Consider the following 18,050-nt stretch of genomic DNA (forward strand, 5'->3'; position numbering starts at 1 on the left):
CCTCCCCGGGCGGGTCAGCTCTTGTTGGCGCCCAGGGTCAGGCCGCTCACGAACTGGCGCTGCAGCGCGAAGTACACGATCAGCGTCGGGACAGCGGTGAGCAGGGCGCCGGCGGCGACCAGGTTGGGATCCGTGAAGTACTGGCCGGAGAGGTTGTTCAGCGCCGAGGTGATCGGCATTTTCTCGCCTGTCGAGATCAGGACGAGGGCCCAGAAGAAGTCGTTGTAGATCCAGATGGACAGCAGGGTCGCCAGGGCCGCCATCGCCGGCTTGCACAGCGGGAGCGTGATCTGCCAGTACAGCCGCCACACCGAGGCGCCGTCGACGAGCGCGGCCTCGGTCAGCTCGTGCGGCAGCGAGCGCATGTAGTTGCTCAGCACGAAGGCGCAGAAGCCGGACTGGAAGGCCACGTGGATGAGGACCAGGCCGAGCGCCGAGTCGTACAGCTTGCCGCTCTCCGTGATGCCCGGCAGATCGGTGAGCAGGTACATCCGGTACAGCGGGGTGATGATGACCTGCTGCGGGAGCAGGTTGCCCGCCGTGAAGACCAGCAGCAGCGCGAGATTGAGGCGGAAGTCGAAGCGGCTGACGTAGAAGGCCACCATCGACGACAGGAACAGCGTCAGCAGCACGGCCGGCACCGCGATCAGCAGGGTGTTGCCGAAGTAGTGCGGCATGCCCGACTGCTCGTAGGCGTTCGTGAAGTTGTCCAGGCTCAGCTTGTCCGGCCAGGACACATACCCCTTGGCGCTGGTCTCGCTGTAGGGGCGCAGGGCCGAGAAGACCGCCCACAGCAGCGGCGCGAGCCACGCCAGGGCCGTGCAGGCGAGGAAGACGTGCAGCACGATGCGGGCGGGGCGGACGGGCGCGCGCCGCGTCGGCGCGCCGGTCGCCAGGGTGGAGGCGCTCACGCTCGCCGCTCCTTCCGGAAGGTGGCGACCAGATACGGGATGATCACGGCGAGCGAGATCACCAGCAGGACGACGGCGATCGCCGACCCGTAGCCGATGCGGCTGGACTCACCGATGATGTTGTTGGTCACGAGGATCGACAGCAGCTCGGTGCCCTGGGCGCCCTTGTTGAAGACGAAGACCAGGTCGAAGGCGCGCAGGGACTCGATGACGGTGACGACCAGCACGACCGTGTTGGTGGGGCGCAGCGTGGGGAAGATGACGTTCTTGAACGTCTGCCACTCGCCCGCGCCGTCCAGGGCCGCGGCCTCGCGCAGCGACGGGTCCACGCTCTTCAGTCCGGCCAGGTACAGGATCATCATGTAGCCGGCGTGCCGCCAGGACGCGGCGATGAGGACGGCCCACAGGTTGAGGCTGGGGTTGCCGATCCAGTCGATGTAGTGGCCGGGCTTGTTGGCGCCGATGATGCTGTTGATCAGGCCCGTGTCCGGGTTGTAGACGAGCTGCCAGACGAAACCGATGCACGCCATAGAGATGACGACCGGCAGGAAGAACGCGGTCTGGTAGACCCTGCTGAACCGAATCCTCTTGTCCAACTGCACGGCCAGGAACAGGCCGAACGGCGTCGGGAGCAGGATCAGCACCACGAACCAGATGACATTGTGCTGGACGGCGGGCCAGAACTGCGGGTTGTCGGAGAAGAGTTGTCTGAAGTTCTCCAGGCCCACCCACTTGATCGAGTCGAACCCGATGCCGTCCCAGGTGGTGAAGGCCAGCGCGATGGAGGCGAGGGCGGTGACCCAGACGAGGGCCACGTGCAGGACCGTGGGCACGCCCGCCATCAGGGCGAGCGTGAACCGGTCACGGCGGGTCAGCAGGCGACGGTGCCCCCGCGTGACCGCCTTCTCGGATGCGGCGCCCGGAGGCGGCCCGGCGGCCGCCTCCGGGGTCTTCGTGGTCGTGTCGGTGGTCATGCGGACGCGAAGATCGTCTTCTTCTGGCGCTCGATCGAGGACAGCTGGGCGTCGACGCCCTTGGGGTCCTGGATGAACTTCTGGAGCGCGGGCTGCATCACCGTGGAGGTGAAGTCCGGCCGGCTGTCGCGGTCCATGAACTGGGTGAGGCTCTTGGCGCCGCTGATCATCTCGAACGCCTTCTTCTGCAGCACGCTGTACGAGGAGGTGTCGGCCTTGGAGGAGGCGGCCACCACGCTGGGGTCGGTCTTGAGGTAGGTCTCCTCGGCCTCCGGGGAGCCCAGGTACTCCAGCAGCTTCACGACACCCGCGTGGTTCTTCGGGGCCTTGCTGACCATGAAGCCGTCGGTGGGCGCCTCGACGGTGTCCTGGCCATAGGAGGGGTTGATCGCCGGGAAGGCGAAGAAGTCGAGGTCGTCCAGGTCGGCCTTGTTGGTGAACTGCTGTGCCACAAAGCTGCCCAGGAGGTACATGCCGGCCTTCTTCGCCACCAGCGTCTGCGCGGCGTCCTGCCAGGTGCGGCCCATGGCGCCGTCCTGGTGGTAGGGCAGGATCTCGGTCCAGTGGTCGAAGACGGCCTTCACCTTGGCGTCGGTCCAGGACGCCTTGCCCGCCATCAGCCGGACGTGGAAGTCATAGCCGTTGAGGCGGAAGTTGATCTGGTCGAAGGTGCCCATCGCCGGCCACGCGTCCTTGTCGCCGAACGCGATCGGGACCAGGCCGTCCTTCTTCATCTGCTTGCACAGGGCCACGAACTGGTCCCAGGTGGTGGGGACCTGGTAGCCGTGCTGCCGGAAGACGCTCTTGCGGTAGAAGACCGCCCACGGGTACGTGGTCAGCGGCACGAAGTAGTACTTGCCGTCCTCGCCCTTGCTGAGCTTCTTCATCGCGTCGGGGAAGTTGTCCCCGATCTTCTGCCACACGTCGTCGATGGGGGTGGCGAGCTTCTTGGCGGCGAAGAACTGCATGCGGTAGCCGGCGAACCAGTTGAACACGTCGTCCGGCGTGCCCTGGAGGTAGGAGTTGATCTGCTCCTGGAAGGTGTTGTGGTCCTTCGTGTTCACGTTGACCGTGATGCCGGACTGCTTCTTGAAGGCCGCGTAGACCTCCGTGAAGGCCTTCTTCGGCACGGCGTCCGACGCGTTGGAGCCGAGGGTGACGGTCTTCGGGTCGGAGGACGTACCGCTGCCGCCGCAGGCGCTGAGCAGGGGTATACCGGCTCCGGCGAGGACGGCGGCACCACCGATACCGCGCAGCAGGGAGCGGCGGCTCGGGCTCGGGAGGGAGGGACCGGACGGAGTGTGCTGCATGACGGCTCCTGGGGCAGGGTCGGTCATGGCTGGCCCCTGTCAGCGGGTCAGAATCAATCAGAAACCAACTGGACCGAACATCGTGGGCGTCATATCACTCGCATGTCCGGGCATGCGTCAAGAGGCCCCCACGGCCGTTTTGGAAACGTAATCGACACGACCTTGATCACTTCCCCTCACAATCAGGCTGCGGAGAACCGGTATCGGGGCAGCGGCCGCCCGGTGTCCGACGGGCCGTCACCCGTGGTCAGGCGCACAGCCGGTGCCCGGGAAGCCAAACAGTTCCGCTCACCTTCACAGGTGACGGAACATCATGGTCCGCTCTCTGCCGTCCGTGCTAGCCGATCCTGCTAGCCGATCGTCACCGTCTTCGAGACGGTGACCTGGTCGATGTCGGTGGTGCGGATGGTCACCTTCATGGTCCAGGCGCCCCGCAGGGGGAGGTTGAATGTGTCCGCGGCCCAGTAGCCGCCCCGGTCGGTGAGCCCCGCGTCCAGGGGGCCGAGGTTGCGCGCCTTGAACGTGAAGCTCAGGCGCAGTTCCGGAACGATGGCGATACCGCCGTCCGGACCGTAGATGACCGCCTGGACGGCGTTCTCGCCCGCCCGGCCCGGCGTCAGCTCGATCTGCACCTTGCCGTGTCCGCCGGGCGTGCCCACGGCGAAGGGGAGCACCGTGGTGGAGCCGAGGGGCTCTTCGGCCACGGCCGTCGAGGCCGCCGCCTCCGCCGCCACGCGGCCCGGCTGTGTGCCGGTGAGCAGCGTGGTGAGCACCAGCACCACGATCCCGATCGTGATCTCCGCCAGCACCGAGCGGCGCAGCGCGCGCCGCTGGGGCCCGGGGTCCGGCGCGCCGCCCCGCCTCGGCTCGCCACCGCCTCCTACGGCGTCCGGGTCCGGACCCCCGTCCGTGCGCACGCCGTCCGCGTGCCCGTCCGCCGCCGCGCCGTCCCCGTCACCGTCCCGGCCCGCGGCTACGGCCTCGGTGTGCCCGTCCGCGGACTCGGCACCCGGCCGCCGGTCCGGACCTGTGTCCGCCGTCCCGTGGCCGTACTCGCGCGGCACCGCCGGTGCCGGTCCCCTCCCGGCCGCCACCGGCTCCCGCGTCCGCTCCGACACCGGCACCACGGCCACGGGCACCGCGAGCCGCGCCGTCCAGCGGCGCGAGTACGCCGCCGCCACCAGCAGGAACACCACCGCGACCAGTTTGGCCGTCAGCAGCCTGCCGTAGACCGTGGAGGTGAGCGCGTCGAGGGAGCCGAGGCCGCGCCAGGACTGGTAGACGCCGGTGGCGACCAGAACGGTGACCGCGGTGAAGGCCAGCCGCGAGAACCGGGCGACCGCGCGGTCCGGCAGCTCCCCGGGCGCCCGGTGCAGCGCCGTGAGCAGGCCCGCGAGACCGCCCAGCCACACCGCCATCGCCAGCAGATGGAGCACCGCCGACGTCATGGCCAGGGGCACCTGGATCCCGGCGGAGGCGTGCTCGGACACCGCCCAGGTGAGGGCCAGGGCGACCGACAGCACGCTCACGATCGCGAGCCGCAGGCGGCCACGCGGCACCGCCCCCGCCCGGCCGGCGACCACCGCCGCCAGCCCCAGCAGCACCAGCCGCGCGAGCAGCGCGAGGCCGGGGCGGCTCGTCACCGTCTCCCGCAGAACCGGGGGGTCGAAGACCGCCGCCGGGCCGCTGCCCCGCTCGTAGGGGCCCCTGAGCAGCAGGAGCGCGCACGTGGCGCCCAGCAGCGTCCACCAGCCGCCCACCAGCAGGCCGCGGGCCCCTTTCACCCCGGTCGCCATCGTGAACACGGTGGTGCCGAGCAGCAGGGCCAGTCCGCCGTAGGCGACATACCGGGCGATGTCGTAGAGCACGGCGGAGGCGGCGTCCTGGGCCTCGTCGCGCGGCACGACCGCGGTCGTCGCGGAGGGCTTGCCGACGGAGAACGTGAGGGCGCCGTTCACCGGGTGACTGTCGGCCGACACCACCCGCCACGCCACGATGTAGGTGCCGTCGGGAAGGCGCGGGAGCGTGACCCGCGCGGTGTCGGAACGGCCGTCCGCGTGCTCGGGCCTGCCCGTGTGCACCCGGCGGTTGCCCGGGTCCAGGACGCGGATGGAGTTGTCGAGCAGGCCGACCGACTCGCTGAAAGTCAGGGTGACCGCCCTCGGTGGCGACTTCAGCACACTGCCGTCCGCCGGATCGGTGCCCTTCAGCGCGGCGTGCGCGGACGCGGAACCGGTTCCCGCGAGGAGGATGAGGGGGACGACGACCAGCAGGAAGGCCAGGTGCCGAAGCCGCCTGTCCGCCCCCGGACTCCTCCCGCTCACGCGTGCTGCGCCCACGTCATCTCTCCCGTATCCGCCGTTCCCGGGTCCCGTTACGTACGGATGCGGCCCGCCCGCTACTCAGCACCGGGGCAACGCCACACGTCCCTACGCGGGTTACGCCATCATGACCGGGGGCCGCGTCACCAGGTGGGGCGGGCAGACACCCCGCCGTCCACCACCAGGTCGTGGCCGGTGATCCAGGACGCGAGCGGGGAGGCCGGGAACACACAGGCGTCACCGATGTCCTCCGGGCGCCCCAACCGGCCGGGCACCAGGGCCACCTGTCCGGCCGGCAGCCCCTTCACGGCCGGCACAGCCCCGCGATCCGGTCCGCCGCGGCCGGGTAACGGGCGCTCAGCACGGCCGCGTCGCCGTGCTCGTAGCCCTCGTCCGTGAACCCCGGTGCCATCGTGCACCCGAAGAGTGTCCACGCCCCGCCCTCGGCGACCCGCCCGCCCATCCAGGTGCCGGCGGGCACCGTGAGCTGGACGTGCTGGCCGCGAAGGACGTCCGGCCCGAGGACGGCGGTGCGGACACCGCCGTCCGGGGCGAGGAGCAGCAGTCGCAGCGGGTCGCCGAGGTAGTGGTGCCAGACCTCGTCCGCCGGGAGGCGGTGCAGCGCCGAGTAGTCGTCCGGTGCGGCGGTCAGCAGCGCGACGATCGCGGTGCCCTCCGGGCGTCCGTCGGGCCGCTGCGGCCCCGACCAGGTCTGCCGGAAACGCCCGCCCTCACGCGGGAGCGGTTCCAGGCCGTAGTGCGCGACGAGGTCGTCGGGGGTCACGGGAGCAGGCTAGTGCCCGGCAGGCAACGTTCGCCCGTCAAGGAGCGGCGTCCGGTGCGTGGGACGCTGGTGGCCGAAGGCCGTCTCGCGGTCGGGGAACGCCAACCGGGCGCGTTTCTCGGGCAGCCACACATCCGGGAGGCCGACCTCGGGCAGGACGACGGCCGGGCCGGGGACGAAGCCCTGGCGCGGGAAGCGGGCGACCGGATGCCCCAGGCGTCGCGGTGGGTCCCGGTGGTCACCCTGCACCCCATCGTGATCGACATGGGGCGACTCAGTTCAGGTAAGGCTGCCTGAGTGGCGAGCGAATCGTAGGCGAAGGGTGCGGAGGGCGCCCGGCGGGGCGATCATCGGGACATGGATGTCACGCTGCACCTCGCCCAGGACCCCGAGGCCGACGCGCTCCTCGGGCGCAGTCCGCTCGCCGCGCTGACCGGGATGCTGCTGGACCAGCAGATCCCGATGGAGTGGGCGTTCAAGGGACCGTGGACCATCGCGCAGCGGCTCGGCGCCGGCGATCTCGACGCGCACGAGATCGCGGCGTACGACCCGGAGGCGTTCGCCGCGCTGCTGTCCGAGAAGCCCGCGGTGCACCGCTACCCGGGCTCGATGGCAGGGCGCGTCCAGCAGCTGTGCCGCTACCTCGTCGAGCACTACGACGGCGACGCGGAGGCCCTCTGGCGGGACGCCGGCAGCGGACGGGAGCTGCTGAAGCGGCTCCAGGAGCTGCCGGGGTTCGGCAAGCAGAAGGCACAGATCTTCCTCGCCCTGCTCGGCAAGCAGCTGGGTGTGCGGCCCCAGGGCTGGCGCGAGGCCGCGGGGCCGTACGGCGAGACGGAGGCCTTCCGGTCGGTCGCCGACATCACCGGTCCCGAGTCGCTGGCCAAGGTCCGGGCGCACAAGCAGGAGATGAAGGCGGCGGCGAAGGCGGCCCAGGCGGCGAAGACGACCTAGTGTCCGGGGCGGGGCGGCCCGGTCGCCGCGCCCCTCGGTGTCCGCCGATCGGACCGTCCGGGTTGCGGGGCCCGGAGGGCCGGTCCAAGCATGGATCATGACCGACGCACCGAGCGGTTCCCCGTGGGGATCCGAGTACGACGACCGCCGCGTCCACGCCTCACGCGACCCGCACGCGCCGAGACCGCCGTCGGACGGCCTGGAGCCCCCTGTCGAGGGGCTCCTGCACCTGCTCTCCCGTACCGCCTGGCAGGTCGTCCTGGCCACCGGGGTCGCGTCCCTGATCCTCGGAATCCTGATCCTGGTCTGGCCCGGCCCCTCCCTGCTCGCCGCCGGAGTCCTCTTCGGGCTCTACCTCATCGTCAGCGGCGTGCTCCAGGTGGCGTCCGCCTTCGGCACGCACCGGGCCACCTCGCTGCGGGTCCTCGCGTTCCTCAGCGGCGCCCTGTCGATCCTGCTGGGGCTGTTCTGCTTCCGGGGCCCCCTGGAGTCGATCCTGCTGCTCGCGCTGTGGATCGGCATCGGCTGGCTGTTCCGCGGGATCTCCCAGACCGTGGCGGCCGCCCACGACCCGGCGGTGCCCGCACGCGGCTGGCAGATCACCCTCGGGATCGTCACCTTCGTCGCCGGGATCGTGCTGATCATCTCGCCGTTCCGTTCGATCGCCGTCCTCGCGCTGGTCACCGGCTGGTGGCTGGTCGTGGTCGGGATCGTCGAACTGATCACGGCGTTCCGGATCCGCGGCCGCGCCGAGCGGATCCCGCACACCGTGTGAACGCGTCAACCAAGCACCGCACGCATCACTCGAGCGGGCGATTCTCACGCCTGATGCGATGAACGGTGCCGTGTCGGCGGGCAGATGACCCCTGTGAGCACCACCCCACGCCCCCCTCGCACCGCCCGTCGGTATGACTGGCTGCGGGTGCTCCTGGTGCTCATCGCGCTGCTCGCGGCGGGTGCGCACGCCGAGGCGGTGACGGCCGATTCCGACGCGCTGTACGCGTCCCAGGCCTGCGACGCGGAGCACGAGGTGCTCGTCGCGGCGTTGCGGCCTGCGAACCCCCAGGGACCCCGTGCCCCCGTACCGCTGCGGCCGGCACGCCGGGGGACCGGACCGTCCGCGCAGCGGGGCCCCGCCCCCGCGCCCGTACGCGAACCGTTCTTTCCCGTCCTGTGCGCCCTGCGCACCGTCGTCCTGCGCTGCTGACCGGTCCGGCCTCCGCACCGCCATCCGCCGTCGGCAACCGCCCTCAGCAACGCGAGGACACAGTCATGCCCAGAGATCCGTACGCCGCCCTGCTCGCCCTGCTGCGGGCCGAGGCCGTCCGCAGCGCCACGCAGCGACCGAAACCCGACCCCGAACCCGACGCCGGGGAGGAGCCCCCGCCGGCCGTCGCCCGGGAAAGCGACCACGAGTAGCAGACAGCGGCCGCCCGCACCGGGCGGCCGCCCCTCTTCCTCCCGGCTCACACACCTGTGACGCGGCCTTCCTAGCGTCTGCGGCGCGCCGTTCCGAAGAGCGAGCGGGTGATCCCCCGGCCGAGCTGGGTGCCCAGGGAGCGGGCCAGGGACCTGAAGGCCCCACTGGCGACGACCTGTTCGACCAGGGACGGCTCCTCCCGACCGGCCCCCCGCCTGCCCCCGGCGGTGTCCTGCACCGGCCGGCCCGCCGCCTCCCGCGCCGCGAGCATCTCGTACGCCGACTCGCGGTCGACCGCCTGCGCATAACGCCCGTACAGCGGCGACGACGTGACCGCCCGCTCCAGTGTCTCCGCGTCCACCGGCCCCATGCCCCGGCCGAGGCCGCCCAGTGCGTAGAACGCGGCCGGGAAGGCGGTGGGCGTCCAGCTCTGCCCGGTCTCGGCCGCCCGTGAGCGCACCCGCTCGTCGTTCTGCCCCGGTGCCGAGACACCGGAGAGATCCCCCTTGACGTCCGCCAGGAGCACCGGCACTCCCTGCGCCGACAGTTGCTCGGCGATCAGCTGGAGCGTCCTCGTCTTGCCGGTGCCGGTGGCGCCCGCGACCAGGCCGTGCCGGTTGAGCACCGACAGCGGGACACGGATCCGCGCGTCGGGCAGACAGCGCCCGTCCCACACCAGGGCGCCCAGGTCGAGGGCCGGGCCCGCGAACGCGTACCCGGAGGCGATCTCCAGGGCCTGCCGAGGCAGTGTGGGAGCGCTTCCCGGGGTCCCGGGCGCGGTGGCCCCGGCCACCGGCCGGCTGTCGCCCATCACGAAGCACCCGTTCCGTTTTGCACCCGTTTACTGCGTCTTTTCCGGCGTAGCACTCCGTCGCCATGGCTGCGCCCGGAACGTCTGGCCCGGTAGGCTTTCCGTGTGATCTTCAAGCGCATCGGAAACGGCCGGCCGTACCCCGACCACGGCCGGGAGAGCACCCGGCAGTGGGCGGACGTCGCGCCGCGCCCGGTCCGCCTCGATCAGCTCGTGACGACCAAGCAGCAGCTCGACCTGGAGACCCTCCTCGCCGAGGACTCGACCTTCTACGGCGATCTCTTCGCGCATGTCGTGAAGTGGCAGGGCGACCTGTACCTGGAGGACGGCCTCCACCGCGCGGTGCGCGCGGCGCTGCAGCAGCGGCAGGTCCTGCACGCGAGAGTGCTCGAACTCGGCTGATCCCAGGCGTTGTCCGTCCCTTCCTCCGGGCGTACGTCCACCTTTCCCCGCGGGCTCCGCTTCACCGGTGCACTCCGCTCGATGTGGCGCGCCCTCTTCCGCGGAGGCTCCCGGCGCCGCCCGCGTGCGTGGCCATTCCCGCGCCCGCCGGCGCCGCTTCCCTGTGCGCGCCCGCTGCGTGGCCATTCCCGCGCCCGCCCGCGCCGCTTCCCTGTGCGCGCCCGCTGCGTGGCCATTCCCGTGCCCGCCCGCGCCGCTTCCCTGTGCGCGTCCCGGCGCGGATCCCGGCGCCCGTCCCCGCGCCGCCCTCCGTCCGCCCGCGCCGCCCTCCGTCCGCCCGCGCCACCCTCGGTCCGCGCCCGCGTGGCCGCCCGTTCGCCCCGATGACCCGTTCGGGTTGGACTGAGGGGCACCCAATGATCATCTAGTAGGCATTGCCGCCCGGGCGCACTACGCTGCGCCCATGAGCATGCTGACTCCCCCCGGCATGGGTGGCCAGTACCGGATCACGGGGAGCAAGTACCCGAGGATGCGCCGACCCCGACGCCGCGGCAGGCTCGTGGTCGCCATCGTCGCGTCGGTGGCCGCCGTCGGACTGATCGGCTGGGGAACCGCGCAGCTCATCGACGTCTTCACCGGCGGTGCCCGGACGTTGGCGGCCGGTTCCAAGGCGGGCTGCGCGACCAAGGCGAGCCCGTCGCCCGCGACCACCGCGAAGGCCCTGCCCGAGCCCGGCCGGATCACCGTCAACGTCTTCAACGCCACGGCCCGCACCGGCCTCGCCAAGGAAACCGCGGACGAGCTGAAGAATCGCGGCTTCCGCATCGGCACCGTGGGCAACGCGTCCCAGGACTACGACAAGAAGGTCAAGGGCACCGGGGTACTGGTCGGCCCCAAGGCCGCCCTGGACACCACCCTGCCGGTCCTCGCCACCCAGCTCTCCGACGCCGAACGGCGCACCGACGCCCGTACGGAAGGGACCGTCGACCTCATCCTGGGCGACGGGTTCAAGGCCCTGACCGACAAACCGGCCGCGGACAAGGCCCTGGCGGCACTGACCGCCCCGGCCGCGTCATCGGGCAAGGACGGCAAGAAGACCTGCTGAGCAGCCGGCCCGGGCACCCCCGACGGAAAGTGCCCACCCGGCCGCCACCGATCCTCGCCGGACGCGGCGGTGATCGGTGGCGGCCGGCGGGGCCCTACTCCGCCGCCCCGTACAGCCGGTCCCCCGCGTCGCCGAGTCCCGGCAGGATGTAGCCGTGCTCGTTGAGGTGGTCGTCGACGGCGGCGGTGACCACCGTGACCGGCGTACCCGCCAGTTCGCGCTCCATCACCTCGACGCCCTCCGGGGCGGCGAGCAGCACCACGGCGGTCACATCGCGCGCCCCGCGCCTGATCAGCTCCCGGATCGCCGCCACGAGGGTGCCGCCGGTGGCGAGCATCGGGTCCAGGACGTACACCTGGCGCCCCGACAGGTCCTCCGGCATGCGCGTCGCGTACGTGGAGGCCTGGAGCGTCTCCTCGTTGCGGATCATGCCCAGGAAGCCCACCTCGGCGGTCGGCAGCAGCCGGACCATGCCGTCGAGCATGCCGAGACCGGCCCGCAGGATCGGCACCACCAGCGGGCGGGGGCGGGACAGCTTGACGCCGGTCGTGACGGCGACCGGGGTCTCGACGTCGATCTGCTCCGTGCGCACGTCCCGCGTGGCCTCGTAGGCGAGCAGGGTGACGAGTTCGTCGGCGAGCCGACGGAAGGTCGCGGAGTCGGTGCGGCGGTCGCGCAACGTGGTGAGCTTGTGGGCGACCAGGGGGTGGTCGACGACGTGGAGACGCATGTCCCTAACAGTAACCGGGCTTTCCGCGGCCCCCGCGCGGCGTACGGCCGTGGCCTCCGCCGCCGGGCCGCCGCCCTGCCCCGGCCCGTCCGCGGACCCCTTGGAGCCCGCCGCCCCACCCTGGCATCAAACCCCCCATCAGGGGGAAAGTGGGAGGGACGGAACTGGGGTGGTGTGCCTATGCCCGACCGGGAATCCCGTGAGGAGCCCGAAGCGCAGGAGCCGGACGCCGAGCGCAGGCGGCGCCGGGCCCTGTTCCTGCGCGAACTCGCGGAGGCCCGGGAGCTTCGCGACCGCGTCCAGCCCCGCCGTGCCAAGGCCGCGCGCCTGCGTCACGCCATGCGTATGCGCACCTTCCGCTGGTAGCGACGCGGCCGCCTTGGGGTGGTCGTGCCGCCACAGCGCCCCGGGCCGCGTACGATCCGCTGGTGGCGGCAATGAGCGCGCTGGTGAGTGGACCGCTTCGGCCGGGGTGTTCGATCGGAGCATCCTCGATCGAAACGGCCAGACACAGGGAGCCGAAGACGTCCCCTGAACGCCTTGTTTCTGCCACGATTCCGAGTGGGCGGGGCTCGCAGAGACCATTCCCCGCCCACAACCTCCGCCGGGGGGAACCCCAACCGGCACGCCTATGACCAGTGGGAGAGTCACGGTGTACTTCGCCGCACTGCTCGCGCGCACCGAAGACGGGTGGGAAGCGAGCGACACAGAGCTCGACGATGTGGAGACCCTGTCGGATCTGACCGACCTGGCCCGCGAGGCCTCGGTCGACGAGGACACGGTGCTCGTACTCATCGAGCAGGAGGACGCGTGGTTCGGCGTCGTCCGCGTCGACGGCGAGGACGACCCTCGTATCTACGTCTCGGACGCCTCCGCCGCCGCCCGTAGCTCGTACGGCGAGATCCTGCTCACGGACGAACTGCTCGGAAGGGAGCCCGGCGACGACGGCGCCGACCTGGACTCCCTCGACCTCGACGGCACGGAGGACGGTGAGCCCGAGGACGACGAGGCCGGAGCGAACCCGGACACCGCCGTGCCGCACGGCCCCGTGGGCGACAGCGAGATCCTCGACGACCTCGGCGTCAGCGAGAAGGAGCTGCGCCTGCTGGACGCCGAGGACGCACTCAACTCGATCGCCGAGGCCCTGGGCGCCTCGGAGGTCCTGGAGACCGTCCGCTAGGAGCACCGGGTGACCGAGGACGGGACGCCGGCCCCCGATCCGGTGCGTGACCGGTGGCGGGCCGCGATGCGGCTCGCCCTGAACGAGGCCGGTCAGGCCGCCGAGAGCGGTGACGTGCCCGTCGGCGCCGTCGTGCTGTCCACGGACGGCTCGGTGCTCGCCGCCGGTCACAACGAACGCGAGGCGACGGGCGATCCGACGGCCCATGCGGAGATCCTCGCGCTCCGCCGGGCCGCGAGCGCGCTCGGCGAGTGGCGGCTGTCCGGCTGCACGCTCGTCGTCACGCTGGAGCCCTGCACGATGTGCGCGGGCGCGCTCCAGCAGTCCCGGGTGGACCGGCTGGTGTACGGCGCGCGCGACGACAAGGCCGGCGCGGCCGGGTCACTGTGGGACCTCGTGCGCGACCGGCGCCTCAACCACCGCCCCGAGGTCATCGACGGCGTGCTCGCCGACCGGTGCGCACAGCTTCTGACGGACTTCTTCCGGGTCCGCTGAAGGCCCCGGACCGGGCGATCCCCCGGAAACGGATTTCAGACCACGGCCCCGCGTGGGGTAGGGTCTCCCTCGGTAGCGTGTCCGAGCGGCCGAAGGAGCTCGCCTCGAAAGCGAGTGTGGCGCAAGTCACCGAGGGTTCAAATCCCTCCGCTACCGCCGGAGAAGGGCCCCGTCGACAGACGGGGCCCTTCGTGCGTCCGCGGGACGGGGGCGCACGACGAGGAGCACGCGGGAAAGGCCGGGTGAGGACCTGGTGCGATTCGTGATCTTTTGTGGGTCCCGAACATCCGGCCGAGATACACTCGCCGCCGGCAATCAGGCCCGCGGGGCGCAGCAGACGGGGGAGGCCGCGGTGGCGGTGCAGGGAAAGAAGATCGCGCTCTACGCCGTCGTGGTCTTCGCGCTCTACGTGATCATCACCGACCCTGCCAAGGCCGCCGACTATGTCCAGATAGGGTTCGAGGGCATCTCCAGCGCCGCCAAGGCCATCGGCCACTTCATGACCTGGGTCGCCGACGGGGCCAAGTGAGGCTCCCGCCCGGCCGGGCGGCCACCGTCACACCCCTGGGAGCGCCCGTGATCCGTCATCTGGTCCTCTTCAAGCTCAACGAGGGCGTCCTGCGGGACGACCCGCGCGTCGTGGAGGGGGTGCGCGCCTTCCAGGCCCTCGGCGACCGGATCGACGAACTGCGTTTCTGGGAGTGCGGCTGGAACCTCACCGACCGGCCCATCGCCTACGACTTCGCGATCAACTCGGCGGTCGACGACACGGACGCGCTACGGCGCTACCTGGAGCACCCGGCGCACCAGGCGGGCGTCGCGATGTGGGGCGAGTTCGCCACATGGGTGATCGCCGACTACGAAATCTGAGCGACAGCGCCCACGGATTCCGCGCGACACCCCCCACGGAGCCCCCCACCGGAACCGTGGGGGGCTCTCCTGTGTCTTGTGCCCCAACTCTCCCTCAACACGGCGTTATGCGGTGCTTGCACCCAGTGTCCATTCTTGTGATGCTATGACCGCTTTGACGGTGAGTTGACAGAGGCGTTGACGGATGAAGAGGTGGCGTTGACCGTGTCGGCCAGTACTGCGCCGCCTCAGGACGAGGCTCCGAGCCCGAGTCCCGGCCGGCACCGGACACCCGCCACGACTCCCGCACGGCCCCAGGAATCCGACACCGTCCCCTCCCGCCTCCAGGAGCCCGACACCGTCCCCTCCCGCCTCCAGGAGCCCGACACCGCTCGTCCCGCCGCCCAGCCGCCCGACAACGCCTCCCCCACCCTTTCCGCCTCCCCAGCACCCGACAGCACCCCCTCCTCCCCCTCCGCACCCCAGTCCCCCGACAGCACCCCTCCCACCCCCTCCGCGCCCCAGTCCCCCGACAGCACCCCTCCCACCCCCTCCGCGCCCCAGTCCCCCGACAGCGACCCCTCCGCCCCCTCGGACCCCGATGACCCCACCTCGCCGACCACCCCCCAAAGGCGCCGCGGCGCCGACACCCGGGCCCTCACCCAGGTGCTCTTCGCCCAGCTCAAGGAGTTGGAGCCGGGCACACCGGAGCACCACAGCGTGCGCGGGGCGCTCATCGAGGCGAACCTCCCGCTCGTGCGCTACGCCGCCGCCCGCTTCCGCTCCCGCAACGAGCCCATGGAGGACGTCGTCCAGGTCGGCACCATCGGGCTGATCAACGCCATCGACCGCTTCGACCCCGACCGGGGCGTGCAGTTCCCGACCTTCGCGATGCCGACCGTCGTCGGCGAGATCAAGCGCTACTTCCGGGACAATGTCCGCACGGTCCATGTCCCGCGCCGGCTGCACGAGCTGTGGGTACAGGTCAACAGCGCCACCGAGGACCTCACCACGACGCACGGGCGCTCCCCGACCACCGCCGAGATCGCCGAGCGGCTGCGCATCACCGAGGAGGAGGTGGTGGCCTGTATCGAGGCGGGGCGCTCGTACCACGCCACCTCACTGGAGGCCGCCCAGGAGGGTGACGGACTGCCGGGCCTCCTCGACCGGCTCGGCTACGAGGATCCGGCCCTCGACGGGGTCGAGCATCGAGACCTCGTACGGCATCTGCTCGTCCAGTTGCCGGAGCGCGAGCAGCGGATCCTGCTGCTGCGCTACTACAGCAATCTGACCCAGTCGCAGATCAGCGCCGAACTGGGGGTCTCCCAGATGCATGTGTCAAGGCTCCTCGCCAGGAGCTTCGCACGGCTGAGATCCGCAAACAGGATCGACGCCTAACTCACGCGAGCGAATCACCCGCAGGAGCTCTTCCCGACAGCTCCGCCCTGAAAGGTCCTCAGAACCCCTCCAACCAGGGCGCATTCACCTCTTCGATGTCGACATGTCACTACGGCGTGTTGCCGACATGTGACATTCTTCCGGGAGTGCGTTTGCCGCAGCCTCGTGGCCGGTATTCAGGTGGAGGCTGCGTTCCCTCCGACGGGAGCGTCCGCCGCGACCGTCCCGCGACCCAAAGGGGGTGGCATGTCCGCAGACCAGGGCAGCTCGAAGGTGCTCACGCTCACGCAGAGCGACTCCGCGCCCGATGTGCTTCAGGACCTTCAGGCCCCTCAGGACCTCCCGGGTGCCGAGATCCTCCCGGCTCCGGAGGCACCGGACCTTCCGTCCTCGGGGGCCATCGACACCCGCACCCTGTCCCGCTCCCTCTTCCTGCGGCTCGCCGCCCTCGACGAGAACAGCCCGGAGCGCGCCTACGTCCGGGACACGCTCATCGAGCTGAACCTCCCCCTGGTGCGCTACGCGGCCGCCCGCTTCCGCAGCCGCAACGAGCCGATGGAGGACATCGTCCAGGTCGGCACCATCGGGCTGATCAAGGCGATCGACCGGTTCGACTGCGAACGGGGCGTGGAGTTCCCGACGTTCGCGATGCCGACGGTCGTCGGCGAGATCAAGCGGTTCTTCCGGGACACGTCGTGGTCGGTGCGGGTGCCGCGCCGCCTCCAGGAGCTGCGCCTGGCCCTCACCAAGGCCAGCGACGAGCTGTCGCAGAAGCTGGACCGCTCGCCGACGGTCACCGAACTCGCCTCCGTGCTCGGGGTGTCGGAGGAGGACGTGGTCGACGGCCTCGCCGTCGGCAACGCGTACACGGCGTCCTCGCTGGACTCCCCGGCCCCCGAGGACGACGGCGGCGAGGGCTCGCTCGCGGACCGTCTCGGCTACGAGGACGCGGCGCTGGAGGGCGTGGAGTACCGCGAGTCCCTCAAACCGCTGCTGGCCAAACTCCCGCCCCGCGAGCGGCGGATCATCATGCTGCGCTTCTTCGCGAACATGACGCAGTCGCAGATCGGCGAGGAGGTCGGCATCTCGCAGATGCACGTCTCCCGACTGCTCACCCGCACCCTGGCGCAGCTGCGCGAAGGCCTGATCTCGGACTAGCCCCCAACACAGGGACACGTCGACTCCCGGCACGCACAGCCGCGTTCGCCCGCACGGCCCGCCCGTGCGGGCGGACCGACCCGCGGTGGTCTCCGCAGCCGGGCGGCATCAAGCCGGTCGTACGAGTACGGGTTCGCCCGCGCAGACGCCAAGCACCCGGTGGACGACGCCCGCCGGGTGCGCCGCGCCGAGCGCGCGTCGCGGAGCGCGAGCGCGGGCCGACGACGGCGGTGAGAAGACGGGGGGAGAAGGCCGGCCGGCTCCCTGGGGAGTCCGGCTGCCGGCCGGTTACTTCAGCGCGAGCCAGGCGACCGCTGCGACGATCACCACGGCGGCGACGACGCCGATGATCAGACCGACGCGCGGCCCTGTCGGAGCGGACGCCTGCTGCCTGCCCTGCGGCGCCTCGTCGACGAACGCGCGGAACATCTGCGTGTTGCCGGCGGGGTCGTAGTTGCCCTGGGGGCCCTGGGTGTTAGCCATGGCCCGAGACCCTAGCGAATACGCCGGTGCCGCCCAAGTGGGGGATCCGCTCTCACACCCGGTTCCCATCGGAACGACCCGGCACGTCCCCAGGCGGGCGGACGGTCCGCCCGGTCTCCACCCCGAAATTTACACTCACCGATACTTGCCATTGCCAAGTTTTTGCCTTGAGGGTCACCGATTCATTTGCCTGCAGCAACCAATATCTCTACGGTTGCTCCAGGCAACGAATTGGAGGAGGTGCGATGGCCGCGCGAGCCCAGTACGAGGAACTGGCGCGTCAGCTCAGCGCCGTCGGTGCCGTGAAGCGGGACCTCGGGCGGATCCTGCCGCCCGACTGCCCGGGCGGCTCCGCCGCCGTGCTGACCCTGCTCGGCCGTCACGGCGACATGCGCATGAGCAAGCTCGCGGAGCTGCTCGCCGTGGACATGTCGGTCACCAGCCGCCATGTCGCCCATGTCGCGGAGCGCGGCTGGATCGAGCGCTCCCCCGACCCCGCGGACAAACGCTCCCGCATCCTGCACCTGACGCAGCACGGCCGGGCCCAGCTCGACGAGCTGTCCCGGCGCAGCACCGAACTGCTGGCCGAGCGGCTCGCCGACTGGTCGGACGACGACGTCGGCCGGCTCATCCAGTTGATGGCACGGCTGCGGGACAGCTTCGGCGGCTGCCGCTCCGCACCCCGGCTCGGGCACTCCGCCCCCGCGGTGGAATCCGTTGCCGACCGGACCACCCGTACACCCGCATAAGCAACGTAAGAAAAGG

Annotated in this window: 23 protein-coding genes, 1 tRNA gene and 1 pseudogene; 16 read left to right on the forward strand and 9 right to left on the reverse strand. The window is 71.2% G+C overall.

Going from position 1 to position 18,050, the window contains the following annotated elements; genetic code table 11:
* Positions 1-14 precede the first annotated feature (14 nt).
* The 6 genes and pseudogenes from ACIP94_RS33150 to ACIP94_RS33175 form a co-directional block, all read right to left on the reverse strand.
* Positions 15-911 (reverse strand): carbohydrate ABC transporter permease, encoded by an 897-nt coding sequence (locus ACIP94_RS33150; protein ID WP_402434040.1) that lies wholly within the window; start codon positions 909-911, stop codon positions 15-17.
* Positions 908-1,885 carry a carbohydrate ABC transporter permease gene (locus tag ACIP94_RS33155; RefSeq protein WP_402434043.1) on the reverse strand — a complete coding sequence of 326 codons (978 nt, stop codon included), beginning with the start codon at positions 1,883-1,885 and terminating at the stop codon, positions 908-910. The genes ACIP94_RS33150 and ACIP94_RS33155 overlap by 4 nt, the downstream gene beginning before the upstream one ends.
* Entirely contained in the window at positions 1,882-3,195 is a 1,314-nt protein-coding gene (locus ACIP94_RS33160) for an ABC transporter substrate-binding protein (RefSeq protein ID WP_402434046.1), read from the reverse strand. The genes ACIP94_RS33155 and ACIP94_RS33160 overlap by 4 nt, the downstream gene beginning before the upstream one ends.
* Before the next feature lie 350 nt (positions 3,196-3,545).
* Positions 3,546-5,534, reverse strand: a complete 1,989-nt coding sequence (locus ACIP94_RS33165; RefSeq protein WP_402434049.1) for a copper resistance protein CopC — start codon at positions 5,532-5,534, stop codon at positions 3,546-3,548.
* A 125-nt stretch (positions 5,535-5,659) separates the two neighbouring features.
* A pseudogene (locus tag ACIP94_RS33170) lies at positions 5,660-5,791 on the reverse strand (SDR family oxidoreductase); the annotation flags it as partial.
* Positions 5,792-5,820: 29 nt separating this feature from the next.
* Positions 5,821-6,300 (reverse strand): cupin domain-containing protein, encoded by a 480-nt coding sequence (locus ACIP94_RS33175; RefSeq protein WP_402434052.1) that lies wholly within the window; start codon positions 6,298-6,300, stop codon positions 5,821-5,823.
* Positions 6,301-6,354: 54 nt separating this feature from the next.
* On the opposite strand from ACIP94_RS33175, the gene ACIP94_RS33180 reads away from it, so the two are divergent.
* The 5 genes from ACIP94_RS33180 to ACIP94_RS33200 all read left to right on the forward strand — a co-directional run bounded on the left by ACIP94_RS33180 (position 6,355) and on the right by ACIP94_RS33200 (position 8,673).
* Complete coding sequence (locus ACIP94_RS33180; RefSeq protein WP_402434055.1) at positions 6,355-6,597, forward strand: hypothetical protein; 243 nt, start codon at positions 6,355-6,357, stop codon at positions 6,595-6,597.
* Between the two features lie 60 nt (positions 6,598-6,657).
* Positions 6,658-7,254 carry an HhH-GPD-type base excision DNA repair protein gene (locus ACIP94_RS33185; RefSeq protein ID WP_402434058.1) on the forward strand — a complete coding sequence of 199 codons (597 nt, stop codon included), beginning with the start codon at positions 6,658-6,660 and terminating at the stop codon, positions 7,252-7,254.
* A 97-nt stretch (positions 7,255-7,351) separates the two neighbouring features.
* Positions 7,352-8,029, forward strand: coding sequence for an HdeD family acid-resistance protein (locus ACIP94_RS33190; protein ID WP_402434060.1), 678 nt, complete (start codon positions 7,352-7,354; stop codon positions 8,027-8,029).
* Between the two features lie 93 nt (positions 8,030-8,122).
* Positions 8,123-8,461 (forward strand): hypothetical protein, encoded by a 339-nt coding sequence (locus ACIP94_RS33195; protein WP_402434063.1) that lies wholly within the window; start codon positions 8,123-8,125, stop codon positions 8,459-8,461.
* 65 nt (positions 8,462-8,526) lie between these two features.
* On the forward strand, positions 8,527-8,673 hold the full coding sequence (locus tag ACIP94_RS33200; RefSeq protein WP_402434066.1) for a hypothetical protein: 147 nt from the start codon (positions 8,527-8,529) through the stop codon (positions 8,671-8,673).
* Between the two features lie 71 nt (positions 8,674-8,744).
* Here ACIP94_RS33200 and ACIP94_RS33205 read toward each other — a convergent pair whose 3' ends face one another.
* Positions 8,745-9,485, reverse strand: coding sequence for a helicase HerA-like domain-containing protein (locus ACIP94_RS33205; RefSeq protein WP_402434069.1), 741 nt, complete (start codon positions 9,483-9,485; stop codon positions 8,745-8,747).
* A 105-nt stretch (positions 9,486-9,590) separates the two neighbouring features.
* Between ACIP94_RS33205 and ACIP94_RS33210 the strand changes: the two genes are divergently transcribed.
* Both ACIP94_RS33210 and ACIP94_RS33215 read left to right on the forward strand, forming a co-directional pair.
* The gene (locus tag ACIP94_RS33210) at positions 9,591-9,887 is read left to right on the forward strand and encodes a type II toxin-antitoxin system VapB family antitoxin (RefSeq protein WP_003986294.1); all 297 of its coding nucleotides are present in this window, start codon (positions 9,591-9,593) and stop codon (positions 9,885-9,887) included.
* 463 nt (positions 9,888-10,350) lie between these two features.
* Positions 10,351-10,992 carry a LytR C-terminal domain-containing protein gene (locus tag ACIP94_RS33215; RefSeq protein WP_402434072.1) on the forward strand — a complete coding sequence of 214 codons (642 nt, stop codon included), beginning with the start codon at positions 10,351-10,353 and terminating at the stop codon, positions 10,990-10,992.
* Positions 10,993-11,086: 94 nt separating this feature from the next.
* On the opposite strand, the gene upp is transcribed toward ACIP94_RS33215, so the two are convergent.
* Positions 11,087-11,722, reverse strand: coding sequence for a uracil phosphoribosyltransferase (gene upp, locus ACIP94_RS33220; RefSeq protein ID WP_402434075.1), 636 nt, complete (start codon positions 11,720-11,722; stop codon positions 11,087-11,089).
* Between the two features lie 180 nt (positions 11,723-11,902).
* Between upp and ACIP94_RS33225 the strand changes: the two genes are divergently transcribed.
* The 8 genes from ACIP94_RS33225 to ACIP94_RS33260 all read left to right on the forward strand — a co-directional run bounded on the left by ACIP94_RS33225 (position 11,903) and on the right by ACIP94_RS33260 (position 16,802).
* Positions 11,903-12,088: a hypothetical protein gene (locus tag ACIP94_RS33225; RefSeq protein ID WP_402434078.1), complete on the forward strand. Its 186-nt coding sequence runs from the start codon at positions 11,903-11,905 to the stop codon at positions 12,086-12,088.
* A 286-nt stretch (positions 12,089-12,374) separates the two neighbouring features.
* Positions 12,375-12,902 (forward strand): hypothetical protein, encoded by a 528-nt coding sequence (locus tag ACIP94_RS33230; protein ID WP_402434132.1) that lies wholly within the window; start codon positions 12,375-12,377, stop codon positions 12,900-12,902.
* Between the two features lie 66 nt (positions 12,903-12,968).
* A complete protein-coding gene (gene tadA, locus ACIP94_RS33235; RefSeq protein ID WP_402434135.1) occupies positions 12,969-13,397 on the forward strand; it encodes a tRNA adenosine(34) deaminase TadA in 429 nt (142 codons plus the stop codon).
* A gap of 71 nt (positions 13,398-13,468) precedes the next feature.
* Positions 13,469-13,553, forward strand: a tRNA-Ser gene (locus ACIP94_RS33240).
* A 196-nt stretch (positions 13,554-13,749) separates the two neighbouring features.
* The gene (locus ACIP94_RS33245) at positions 13,750-13,926 is read left to right on the forward strand and encodes a hypothetical protein (protein WP_402434081.1); all 177 of its coding nucleotides are present in this window, start codon (positions 13,750-13,752) and stop codon (positions 13,924-13,926) included.
* Positions 13,927-13,973: 47 nt separating this feature from the next.
* Positions 13,974-14,267, forward strand: a complete 294-nt coding sequence (locus tag ACIP94_RS33250) for a Dabb family protein (RefSeq protein ID WP_402434084.1) — start codon at positions 13,974-13,976, stop codon at positions 14,265-14,267.
* Between the two features lie 204 nt (positions 14,268-14,471).
* Positions 14,472-15,644, forward strand: a complete 1,173-nt coding sequence (locus tag ACIP94_RS33255; RefSeq protein ID WP_402434087.1) for a SigB/SigF/SigG family RNA polymerase sigma factor — start codon at positions 14,472-14,474, stop codon at positions 15,642-15,644.
* 246 nt (positions 15,645-15,890) lie between these two features.
* Positions 15,891-16,802 carry an RNA polymerase sigma factor SigF gene (locus ACIP94_RS33260; RefSeq protein WP_402434089.1) on the forward strand — a complete coding sequence of 304 codons (912 nt, stop codon included), beginning with the start codon at positions 15,891-15,893 and terminating at the stop codon, positions 16,800-16,802.
* 288 nt (positions 16,803-17,090) lie between these two features.
* Here ACIP94_RS33260 and ACIP94_RS33265 read toward each other — a convergent pair whose 3' ends face one another.
* Positions 17,091-17,285 carry a hypothetical protein gene (locus tag ACIP94_RS33265; RefSeq protein WP_402434092.1) on the reverse strand — a complete coding sequence of 65 codons (195 nt, stop codon included), beginning with the start codon at positions 17,283-17,285 and terminating at the stop codon, positions 17,091-17,093.
* Between the two features lie 245 nt (positions 17,286-17,530).
* Here ACIP94_RS33265 and ACIP94_RS33270 point away from each other — a divergent pair, with 245 nt between their 5' ends.
* Positions 17,531-18,034, forward strand: coding sequence for a MarR family winged helix-turn-helix transcriptional regulator (locus ACIP94_RS33270; protein ID WP_402434095.1), 504 nt, complete (start codon positions 17,531-17,533; stop codon positions 18,032-18,034).
* Positions 18,035-18,050 lie beyond the last annotated feature (16 nt).

The sequence above is a fragment of the Streptomyces sp. NPDC093261 genome, assembly GCF_044753645.1.
GTDB lineage: Bacteria > Actinomycetota > Actinomycetes > Streptomycetales > Streptomycetaceae > Streptomyces.